This window comes from Streptomyces sp. SID4985, from assembly GCF_009863025.1.
Lineage (GTDB): Bacteria > Actinomycetota > Actinomycetes > Streptomycetales > Streptomycetaceae > Streptomyces.
Genome location: NZ_WWIR01000137.1, coordinates 1 through 10,871 on the forward strand (window position 1 = coordinate 1; position 10,871 = coordinate 10,871).

The window sequence follows — 10,871 nt, forward strand, 5'->3', positions numbered from 1 at the left end:
ACTCGCCGCAGCCGTCGGAGCCCCGGCCGCCGTCCGCGCCGCGACCCTCGCCGGTTACGGCGCCCGCCCCTGTCTGCGCGGGCTGTGGCTGGCCCGCTGCGACACCCTCGTCCGCCTCGCCGACCGCCTCGACGGCCGCACCTCCGAGGACCCGACACTGCTGCGCGCCCGGCTGCGGCGGGCCTGGGAGCCGATCCTGCTGGAGCGGGTCACCGAGTTCGAGTGAGCCGCAACGGCCGTCAAGTCCGTTGTGGATCAGGTGCGTTCAGACCCGCGTCAGCACCACGCACGACTCGCCCGGCACCCGGAGCCGTCCGTCCGCGCCCGGCGCCTCCATCTCGTCCCACGCGGCGAGGACCTCCATACGGCCGCTGCCGAGCGGGATGGGCGCCGGTTCCCTGCCCAGGTTCACCGCGACCCGTACGTCCCCGCGCCGGAACGCCAGCCAGCGGGCGTCCGCGTCGTACGCCACGTTGGTGCCCGCGAGGCCGGGGCTGGTCAGGTCGGGGTACGCGTGGCGCAGCGCGATCAGCCGCCGGTACCAGTCCAGGACGCGGGCGTGCGGGGCGCGTTCCGGCTCCGACCAGTCCAGGCAGGACCGCTCCCTCGTCGCCGGGTCCTGCGGGTCGGGCACCTCGTCCTCGGACCAGCCGTGCGCCGCGAACTCCCGCCGCCTGCCCCGCCGTACGGCCTCGGCCAGCTCGGGATCGGTGTGGTCGGTGAAGTACTGCCAGGGCGTGCCCGCCGCCCACTCCTCGCCCATGAACAGCATCGGCGTGAACGGCGCGGTGAGCGTGAGCGTGGCGGCGCAGGCCAGCAGACCGGGGGAGAGCCGGGCCGAAAGGCGGTCGCCCTGGGCGCGGTTGCCGATCTGGTCGTGGGTCTGGCTGTAGCCGAGCAGCCGGTGTCCGCCGAGCCGGGCACGGTCCAGCGGACGGCCGTGCCGGCGCCCCCGGAAGGTGGAGTACGTGCCGTCGTGGAAGTAGCCACCGGTGAGCGTCTTGGCGAGCGCGGCGAAGGGTGCGGCCGCGAAGTCCTCGTAGTAGCCCTGGGATTCACCGGTCAGCGCGGTGTGCAGGGCGTGATGGAAGTCGTCGTTCCACTGGGCGTGCAGCCCCAGGCCGTTCGCGGCGCGCGGGGTGATGAGCCGGGGGTCGTTGAGGTCGGACTCGGCGATCAGGAACAGCGGCCTGCCCACCTCGGCGGCGAGCGCGTCCACCGACTCCGACAGCTCTTCGAGGAAGTGACGGGCGCGGGTGTCGTGCAGCGCGTGCACGGCGTCCAGCCGCAGCCCGTCAAGGCGGTAGTCCCGCAGCCAGGCCAGCGCGCTCTCCCGGAAGTACGCGCGCACCTCGTCCGAACCGGGCGCGTCCAGGTTCACCGCCGCACCCCACGGAGTCTGGTGTGTGTCGGTGAAGTACGGTCCGAACGCGGGGAGATGGTTGCCCGACGGGCCCAAGTGGTTGTGCACGACGTCCAGGACGACGCCGAGACCCAGCGCGTGCGCCCGGTCCACGAACCGCTTCAGCGCCTCGGGGCCACCGTACGGCTCGTGCACCGCCCAGGGAGCCACGCCGTCGTAACCCCAGCCGTGCTCGCCCGGGAACGAGGACAGGGGCATCAACTCGACGTGGGTGATGCCGAGGTCCGCGAGGTGGGGGAGGCGGTCGGCCGCCGCGTCGAGGGTGCCCTCGGGGGTGTAGGTGCCGACGTGCAGCTCGTAGAGCACCGCGCCCGGCAGCCCGCGTCCCGTCCAGGGGGTCCGCCACTCGTAGCGGTCGTGGTCCACGACCGCGCCGAGCCCGTCCGGGCCGTCCGGCAGGCGGCGCGCGCGCGGATCGGGCAGCTCGGGGCCGTCGTCCACCGCGAAGCCGTACCGGGTGCCGTCCGCCGCGTCGGCCTCCCCCGTCCACCATCCCGCGCGCCCCGGATCGCGCGCCAGCGCCTGCTGAGTCTCTCCGCACCGGAGCGTGACCCGTTCTGCCTGTGGTGCCCACACCTCGAACTGCACGGACGGTTCCCCTTCGTCTGCTCATCGTGAGGTAGTCCGTCCATCGTGCCGCGAAAGCGATCAATCCGCCGTCGGATCAGGGCTTTCCGGGCGGGTGTCGCGGGGGCGTGCGAGGGGCACGTAAGTGCGCGCAGGGGGAGCGGACTTCCTGATCTGGACACCACGGGCCGCCTGACCGACAATCAGCAGCGTGACGTCGTCCTTCGAGTTCCCCGTCCGCGCCGCGCGGATCTCCGACGCGGAGCGCGACAAGGCGCTGCGGGTCCTGCGCGACGGCGCCGCCATGGGCCGGATGTCACACGACACGTTCCTGCAGCGCATGGAACTGGTCCTCGCCGCGCGCAGCCACGCCGAACTCGCCGCCGTCACCGCGGACCTGCCCGGCGGAAAGGGCTTCGCCCGCGCCCTGTTCGGCACCGTGGAGGCCGTCTCCGGCTTCACCGTACGACTCCGCAGGGCCTGGCAGGCCGAGCGGCTGCCCAAGCTCCTGCTGCCCCACCCCGGCCACGGCCACCCCCTGCGCATCGGCCGCGACCCTGCCAACGGGCTGCGCCTCAACCACGACACCGTCTCCCGCGTCCACGCCGAACTCCGCCACCAGGGCGGCCTCTGGGTCCTGCGCGACCTCGGCTCCACCAACGGCACCACGGTCAACGGCCACCGCGTGCTCGGCGCGACGGTCGTGCGGGACGGCGACCAGGTCGGCTTCGGGAAGATCACGTACCGGCTGTCGGCGAGCTGAGGCAGCTCGAACTGGCGTTCCCTCATGGGGGTGGGGGCCTATCGTTCGGGTGATCCCCGCTGCGGAACCCGCCCGGCCGTGCCGATGCACCGGGCATGAACCCTCTCACCCGTGCGACAGCGGCGGCCGCCGGAGCCCTGGTGGCCGCCCTCGGCCTCCTCACCGCGACACCGGCCTCCGCTGCCTCCAGTCCCGCCTTCCCCGGCGGCTGGCTCCACCTCACCGTCAGCCAGGGCGAGACCCTCGCGCCCGGCTCCCGCAGCGCCCTCCTCCTGTGCGACCCGCCCCGGGGCACAGCCCACGCGAGGGAGGCATGCGCCCAACTCACCGCCGCAGGCGGCGACATCAACCGCATCCCGCCGAAGGACGTCTTCTGCACGATGCTCTACGCCCCGGTCACCGCCCACGCCTCCGGAATCTGGCACGGCCACCGGGTCGAGTACACCCACACCTTCTCCAACGGGTGCGTCATGTCCGCGCAGACGGGAGCGGTGTTCGCGCTGGACGCGTGACGGACGACCACGGGACGTCCTCAGGGAGCTTCTGAATCCTCGTCCTCGGCCCGCTCCAGCAGCGCCACCGGCAGCGGGCCGAAGAGGTCCGACACCGGTACGCAGCCCTTGAACTCCCGGTCAGGCGTGAGGACGTCCCGCCAGCGGCCCGGGGGCAGGGAGAGGGTCGTCTGCCGCCAGCCGCCGGACTCGGTCAGGCGGAGGGACAGGCGGGTCACCACCGTGATCACCTCGTCGGAGCGGGAGAAGGCCAGGCAGTGGTCGGCGGCCGGGCCCTCGGCGGGCAGGGGGGTGTACGTGCCCGCGGGTCCGAAGGCGCCCGGGCGACGGGCGCGCAGGCGCAGGGCCGCCGTCGTCAGGGCGCCCTTCTCGCCGGGGGCCTTCGCGGGGAAGGTGGCCGGGCGGCGGTTGTCCGGGTCCACCAGGGACCGGTATTCGGCCTCCGTGCCCTGGTAGACGTCGGGGACGCCCGGCATCGTCAGATGGACCAGCGCGGTGCCGAGGACGTTGGCGCGGATGTGAGGGTCCAGGGCCTTGCGCAGAGCGGCGACGCGTTCGCCGGGGGGTCCGCAGGGGCCCGCCGCGACGAACGCGGTGACCGCCTCCTCGTAGGGCGCCTCGCGTTCCGTCCAGCTCGTGTACGTGCCTGCCTCGCGCACGTGCTTCAGGAGGGACTCGCGGACGCGCTCCTCCTCCGCCGGGCCCAGGCCGAACACCGTCTGCCAGGCGGCCCAGGCGAGTTGACCGTCCGGGGCGGGGTCACCGGTGCGGGAGAGGTCGGCGAGCAGGGCGGCCCAGCGGCCCGGGCACTCGCCGAGCACCGCGAGCGCGGCCCGGACGTCGGCGCTGCGCTTGGTGTCGTGCGTGGTGACGACCGTGCCGGTACCGGGCCAGTCGCGGGCCAGGCGGGCACAGTACGCGTGGAACTCGGCCGGTGAGACGCCCGGTCGGCCCGGATCGCCGCCGACCTCGTTCACCGACAGCAGCGGCACATAGCGGTAGAAGGCCGTGTCCTCCACGGACTTGGCGCGCAACGCCGACGCGGTCTGCGCGAACCGGGTGCGGAACTCGGTGAGTTCGGGGACCGACCCGTCGTCCTCACCGGTCAGCAGCGCCCGTACGACATCCACCGCCTTGGCCTCCTCGGCCACCGCGAAGGCACGCCGGGCTTCCTCCGCCGCCTGGGGCGTGATCACCGTGGCGGCGTCCTCGGAGGCGTACGGGCGGTAGACGCGCAGCCGGACGAGCAGTTCCTCCAGGGCCGTGCGCAGGGCCCAGGGGGCGCGGTCGCGCAGGGCGAGGTCGGGGGAGGCCGCGCAGAGGCGGACGGCGGCGCGGGTGAGACGGTCGGTCTCGGCGGCCAGTTCGTGGGTGAGCACCTTGTAGGCCGCGCGTCGTACGGTGGCGTCCCAGTCGCCGCCCCGGTCGGTCTGCGGGACCGCGAACGCCCGGTAGTGGTCGAGGAGTTCACCGGTGCCGTGGGGGTCGGTGAAGAGGCCGTCGATATGGCGCAGGGCGTCGTAGCCGGTGGTGCCCGCGACGGGCCAGGAGGCGGGCAGCCGTTCGCCGTCGGCGAGGATCTTCTCCACCACGGTCCAGCGGCCGCCGGTCGCCTCGTGCAGCCGAGCCAGATAGGCGTCCGGGTCCGCGAGGCCGTCCGGGTGGTCCACGCGCAGCCCGTCGATCACCCCCTCCGCGAGCAGCCGCAGGATCGTCCCGTGGGTCGCGTCGAAGACCTCGGGGTCCTCCACGCGGACCCCGATCAGCTCCGAAATGCTGAAGAAGCGGCGGTAGTTCAGCTCGGTGCGGGCCAGCCGCCACCACACCGGGCGGTACCACTGCGCGTCCAGCAGCTCCGGCAGCGGCAGGTGCCCAGTGCCCGCGCGGAGCGGGAAGGCGTGGTCGTGGTAGCGCAGCACGTCGCCGTCGACCACCAGCTCGTCCCGTACGGCGCCGACCGGGGCGCCGAGCACGGGCAGCAGCAGCCGTCCGCCGCGCGACTCCCAGTCGATGTCGAACCAGCGGGCGTACGGCGACTCGGGGCCCTCGCGCAGCACCTCCCACAGGGCGCGGTTGTACCGGGGGGCCATCGCCATGTGGTTGGGCACGATGTCCACCACCAGGCCGAGCCCGTGCTCCCGCGCGGTCCGCGCGAGCGAGCGGAGCCCGGCCTCGCCGCCCAGTTCCTCGCGCACGCGCCCGGGGTCCACCACGTCGTACCCGTGGGTGGAACCCGGTACGGCTTCGAGGACCGGGGAGAGGTGCAGGTGGGAGACGCCGAGTTCCGCCACATGGGGGACGGCCGCCTCGGCGGCGGCGAACGGGAACGAGGGCTGGAGCTGGAGTCGGTAGGTGGCCGTGGGCACGCCCGGCCGGGGTCGCGCGGCAGCAGTCATGCTCTGCTACGTACCCCGTGCGCCCGCTTTCGTGTCATCGGTCCCCGTACGGACCAGCGGCGACCCGCGCGGACCGGCCATGCGCCCGCGCGGACCGCCCCCGGTCCGCTCACGCGGGCCGTTGCAGCACCGTCATGCTCCGGTCCGGCAGGGTGATCCGCTCGCCCCCCGCCACCTTCGGCCCCGTGTTCGGCGGCACCCCGTCCGGCCGGGCGGTGTCGACGACCACCTGCCACTGCCGCCCGTGGTCGGCGGGGACCACGAAGTCCAGCGGTTCGGGCGAGGCGTTGAACATCAGCAGGAACGAGTCGTCCGTGATCCGCTCGCCGCGCGGCCCCGGTTCGGAGATCGCGTTGCCGTTGAGGAACACGGTCAGCGCGGACGCGGGCGCCGAGTCCCAGTCCCGCTGGGTCATCTCCTCGCCCTCGGGCGTGAACCAGGCGACGTCCGACAGCTCGTCGTGGGTGCCCTCCACCGGGCGGCCGTGGAAGAAGCGGCGCCGCCGGAACACCGGGTGGTCGCGGCGCAGCCACACCATCGCCCGTGCGAACTCAAGGAGTTCACCGCCGTCCTCGGGCCAGTCGACCCAGGACAGCTCGTTGTCCTGGCAGTAGGCGTTGTTGTTGCCGCGCTGGGTGCGGGCGAACTCGTCGCCGTGGCTGATCATCGGCACGCCCTGGGAAAGCATCAGCGTGGCGAGGAAGTTCCGCGTCTGCCGGGTGCGCAGCTCGCGCACCTGAGGGTCGTCGGTGTCGCCCTCGGTCCCGCAGTTCCAGGACCGGTTGTGGCTCTCGCCGTCCCGGTTGTCCTCGCCGTTGGCCGCGTTGTGCTTCTCGTTGTACGACACCAGGTCGCGCAGGGTGAAACCGTCGTGGCAGGTGACGAAGTTGACCGAGGCGAGCGGGCGGCGGCCGTCGTCCTGGTAGAGGTCGGAGGAGCCGGTGAGCCGGGAGCCGAACTCCGCGAGCGCGCGCGGCTCACCCCGCCACATGTCCCGTACCGTGTCGCGGTACTTGCCGTTCCACTCGGTCCACAGCGGCGGGAAGTTGCCCACCTGGTAGCCGCCCTCGCCCACGTCCCATGGCTCGGCGATCAGCTTCACCTGGGAGACCACCGGGTCCTGCTGTACCAGGTCGAAGAACGACGACAGCCGGTCCACCTCGTGGAACTGCCGGGCCAGTGTGGCCGCGAGGTCGAAGCGGAAGCCGTCGACGCGCATCTCGGTGACCCAGTACCGCAGCGAGTCCATGATGAGCTGGAGGACGTGCGGGGAGCGCATGAGCAGGGAGTTGCCGGTGCCCGTGGTGTCCATGTAGTAGCGCGGGTCCTCGGCCAGCCGGTAGTACGAGGGGTTGTCGATGCCCTTGAACGACAGTGTGGGGCCCAGGTGGTTGCCCTCGGCGGTGTGGTTGTAGACCACGTCGAGGATCACCTCGATGCCCGCCTCGTGCAGCGCCCGCACCGCCGACTTGAACTCCAGGACCTGCTGGCCCCGGTCGCCCCAGGAGGCGTAGGCGTTGTGCGGGGCGAAGAAGCCGATGGTGTTGTAGCCCCAGTAGTTGGTCAGGCCCATGTCGGCAAGGCGGTGGTCGTTCACGAACTGGTGGACCGGCATCAGCTCCAGGGCCGTCACCCCGAGCTTGGTCAGATGCTCGATGATCGCGGGGTGGGCGAGGGCCGCGTAGGTCCCGCGCAGCTCCTCCGGCAGGTCCGGGTGACGCATGGTCAGGCCCTTGACGTGGGCCTCGTAGATCACCGTGTGGTGGTAGTCGGTGCGCGGCGGACGGTCGTCGCCCCAGTCGAAGTACGGGTTGATCACCACCGACGCCATGGTGTGCGGCGCCGAGTCCAGGTCGTTGCGCTGGTCCGGGGCGTCGAAGTGGTAGCCGTACACCTCCTCGCCCCACCGGACCTTCCCGCTGACCGCCTTGGCGTACGGGTCGAGCAGCAGCTTGGCCGAGTTGCAGCGCAGTCCGCGCCCGGGCTCGTAGGGGCCATGCACACGGAAGCCGTAGCGCTGGCCCGGCATGATGCCGGGGACGTACGCGTGCCGCACGAACGCGTCGCTCTCGCGCAGTTCCACCGCCGTCTCGGAGCCGTCGTCGTGCAGCAGACACAGCTCTACTCGGTCGGCGGCCTCCGTGAAGACCGCGAAGTTGGTTCCGGCGCCGTCATAGGTGGCACCGAGTGGATACGCCTCTCCAGGCCAGACCTGCATGGACACGACTCTTTCAGGTGGGCGGCCCCGCTGGGGGCGCGTCGGCGGCGAGTCTCCCCGAAAGTGAGGAACCCTCAGAGGACTACCCCGTCCGGCGCCCCCATGGCGCCTCGGTCGCGAGCCGGACGGATATCGGCCGGGACACGGCGCCGGGTCAACGTGGGGTTCCGCCGCGTCGCCCCCGGTGCCAGGACGGCCCGCCGGCGCCGGTACCTGCGGGGACGCGGCCGCCCCGGCGCCCTCACCGCTATGAATCCGCTCACTCCCGTCGTCCGCGCGGCGCGGAACGGCCACTGGCGGCGGGGAAGTTGGGAAACCGACCTGACGATCCGGCTGCACCGCCCGCCGCTCCCGGAGTACCCTTCCTTGATCGTTGGGACGGGGAAGGTCCGGGGGACGGAAGGCGGTGCAGGGTGGGCTCGGGAGGGCTGGAGCTGCCCCCTGGTGGCGAGGGTCACGAGGGGAGCTCCACGGACGTCCCGCCCGGCGCGGTGTCCCTGGCACGGCCGATGGACGCGGGGTCGATCGGACCGGAACTGGACTGGGACGCGAGCGCCTGGCGGGAGGTGCGCACCCGCGCCCAGCGGGCCGGCCGGGCCTACATCTGGCTGAACCTCGTCGAACAGCGGCTGCGCGCCGTCGTGGCCGCCGTGCTGCGCCCGGTCTACGAGCCCGTCCACGGCGACGACTGGGTGGTGGCCGCCGCCGGACCCGCCGGACAGGAATGGGTGCAGCGGGCCGTCGCGGTGCGTGAAGTCAGCCGACGCAAGGGCTACTTGCTCGACCCGGCCGACGACAACGTGCTCAGCTTCCTGACGTTGCCCCAGCTGCGCGAGCTGATGGTGCAGCACTGGCCCTGCTTCGAGCCGTACTTCGACGAGCGCCGCGACCTCGAACTCGCCCTGGACGAGCTGGAGGTGACGCGCAACGTCGTCTCCCGCAACCGCGCCCTGTCCGAGGCCGTCCTCGGTCAGGCCGAGCGCGCCTCGGCCCGGCTCCTCGAACTGCTCGGCGCGGGCGGGGACGTGCCCTCGGCGGGCCGTCTGCGGGTGGACGCGGTGGAGGACCTGGTCGGCGACCGGTACGCGGACGTGGTGGCCGTCCACCCCGACCGGGTGCGGCTGATGCGGCAGTTCCCGGCGGAGGACCTGTTCGGCGGGGCCCGGCGGCTGGACGCCATCGGCATCGGGCTCAACCTGCTGGTGCAGAACTTCTCCGGGCGCCGCCTGGTCCGGCTCGCGGAGACCGGCTGCCGGGTGCGGCTGCTCTTCCTCAACCCCGCCTCCAGCGCGGTCAAGCGTCGCGAGCGCGAACTTGGCATGAAGCGCGGCGAGTTGAGCCGCTCGGTCGAGATGAACATCCTGCACATGCGCCGGGTCCGCTCCCGGCTGCGCGACCCCGGCGCCTTCGAGATCCAGGTGTACGACGAGACGCCGCGCTTCACCGCCTACCTGGTGGACGGCGACGGCGCGGACGGGGTCGGCGTGGTGCAGTCCTATCTGCGCGGGGCGCGGGGCATGGAGTCGCCGGTCCTGGTGCTGCGGGGCGGCAGCCGGGTGGTCCGCCCCGACCAGGTGGGCGAATCCGGACTGTTCCCGACCTACCGTGAGGAATTCGAGACGGCTTGGGTCGATTCGCGCCCGGTGTCCTGATTTCGTCCCGTCGGGAGGCGGGGGCCGCCCCGGGATTGTCAGTGCCGCGTGCCATGGTGGAGGCCACTGGGGGAACGCACCACCACGAAGGGGGACACCCATGGCCTGGCACCGCCAAGCACTGACCGGTTTCGACCTGGAGACGACCGGAACCGACCCGCAGGAGTCGCGCATCGTGACCGCCGCCGTTCTGGAGGTCCGGGCGGGCGAGCTCACGGGCCGCCGGGAATGGCTCGCGGACCCGGGCGTGGAGATCCCGGCCGACGCGGTCGCCGTGCACGGCGTCAGCAACGAACGCGCCACCGCCGAGGGCCGCCCGGCCGACGAGGTCGCCGACGCCGTCGCGGACGCGCTCGCCTCCTCCTGGCAGGCAGGCGTCCCGGTCGTCGCCTACAACGCCGCCTTCGACCTCACCCTCCTCTCGGCCGAACTGCGCCGCCACGGGCTGCCGTCGCTGTCCGAGCGGCTCGGCGGCGAGCCGCTGGGCCCGGTGGTCGACCCGTACACGATCGACCGCTGGGTGGACCGCTACCGCCGCGGCAAGCGCAACCTGGAGGCGGTCTGCGCCGAGTACGGCATAGTCCTCGGCACCGCCCACGACGCCTCGGCCGACGCCCTCGCCGCCGCCCGCCTCGCCGTCGCGATAGCCGAGCGGCACCCCAAGATCGCCGCGCTCGGCCCGGCCGAGCTGCACCGGCGCCAGATCGAGTGGTACGCGGCCTGGGCGGCCGACTTCCAGGGCTTCCTGCGCCGCAAGGGCGACACCGAGGCCGTGGTGGACGGCACCTGGCCGGTGCGGGAACTGGTGGAGGAGCGGGTCTGAGGCGGCCCGGTTCCTGAGAGCCCCGGGCTCAGAAGGGGTACCAGCGCACCGACTCGTCCCCGTCCCGCAGCGACGCCACCCGGCGCTCGAACTCCGCCAGCGCCTTGGGATTGGCGGGCGCGTGCTGGGCCACCCAGGCGCAGCTGGCCGTCTCGCGGGCGCCGCGCAGCACCGAGCAGCCCTCCCACTCGCGCACGTCCCAGCCGTAGGTCTCGGTGAAGGCGTCGTACTTCCCGGCGGGCAGGCCGTAGCGGTCGCGGGAGAGGGCCATCACCACGAGGTCGTGCTCGCGCAGGTCGGCGGAGAAGGTCTCCAGGTCGACCAGGACCGGTCCTTCGGGGCCGATGTGCACATTGCGCGGCAGCGCGTCGCCGTGGATCGGACCGGGTGTCAGATGCGGGGTCAGCGCGGCCGCCGCCGGGGCGAAGCCGTCGCGGCGGGCGCGCAGATACTCCGCGTCCGCCGGATCGATCGCGTCGCCCGCGAGCCGCAGCCAGCGCTCCACCCCGCCCAGCAG

Annotated in this window: 8 protein-coding genes and 1 pseudogene; 5 read left to right on the forward strand and 4 right to left on the reverse strand. The window is 73.0% G+C overall.

Annotated features, from left to right (window positions below):
* Positions 1–226 (forward strand): annotated as a pseudogene (locus GTW40_RS05365) (aminoglycoside phosphotransferase family protein); the annotation flags it as partial.
* Between the two features lie 39 nt (positions 227–265).
* Here GTW40_RS05365 and treZ read toward each other — a convergent pair.
* Positions 266–2,011 carry a malto-oligosyltrehalose trehalohydrolase gene (gene treZ, locus GTW40_RS05370; protein WP_161178993.1) on the reverse strand — a complete coding sequence of 582 codons (1,746 nt, stop codon included), beginning with the start codon at positions 2,009–2,011 and terminating at the stop codon, positions 266–268.
* Between the two features lie 190 nt (positions 2,012–2,201).
* On the opposite strand from treZ, the gene GTW40_RS05375 reads away from it, so the two are divergent.
* Together GTW40_RS05375 and GTW40_RS05380 are read left to right on the forward strand one after the other, a co-directional pair.
* Positions 2,202–2,753: an FHA domain-containing protein gene (locus GTW40_RS05375; protein ID WP_161178994.1), complete on the forward strand. Its 552-nt coding sequence runs from the start codon at positions 2,202–2,204 to the stop codon at positions 2,751–2,753.
* Positions 2,754–2,848: 95 nt separating this feature from the next.
* Positions 2,849–3,265, forward strand: a complete 417-nt coding sequence (locus GTW40_RS05380) for an SSI family serine proteinase inhibitor (protein ID WP_161178995.1) — start codon at positions 2,849–2,851, stop codon at positions 3,263–3,265.
* A 20-nt stretch (positions 3,266–3,285) separates the two neighbouring features.
* Here the strand turns inward: GTW40_RS05380 and treY are convergent, their stop codons facing one another.
* Both treY and glgX read right to left on the reverse strand, forming a co-directional pair.
* Positions 3,286–5,661: a malto-oligosyltrehalose synthase gene (gene treY, locus GTW40_RS05385; RefSeq protein ID WP_202485426.1), complete on the reverse strand. Its 2,376-nt coding sequence runs from the start codon at positions 5,659–5,661 to the stop codon at positions 3,286–3,288.
* Between the two features lie 109 nt (positions 5,662–5,770).
* Positions 5,771–7,879, reverse strand: coding sequence for a glycogen debranching protein GlgX (gene glgX / locus GTW40_RS05390; RefSeq protein WP_161178996.1), 2,109 nt, complete (start codon positions 7,877–7,879; stop codon positions 5,771–5,773).
* Between the two features lie 413 nt (positions 7,880–8,292).
* On the opposite strand from glgX, the gene GTW40_RS05395 reads away from it, so the two are divergent.
* A complete protein-coding gene (locus tag GTW40_RS05395; RefSeq protein ID WP_161178997.1) occupies positions 8,293–9,531 on the forward strand; it encodes an SAV2148 family HEPN domain-containing protein in 1,239 nt (412 codons plus the stop codon).
* Positions 9,532–9,631: 100 nt separating this feature from the next.
* Positions 9,632–10,354 (forward strand): 3'-5' exonuclease, encoded by a 723-nt coding sequence (locus GTW40_RS05400; RefSeq protein WP_161178998.1) that lies wholly within the window; start codon positions 9,632–9,634, stop codon positions 10,352–10,354.
* A 28-nt stretch (positions 10,355–10,382) separates the two neighbouring features.
* Here the strand turns inward: GTW40_RS05400 and GTW40_RS05405 are convergent.
* Positions 10,383–10,871, reverse strand: a 489-nt coding sequence (locus GTW40_RS05405) for a phosphotransferase (RefSeq protein ID WP_161178999.1), incomplete at its 5' end; no start/stop codon positions are given.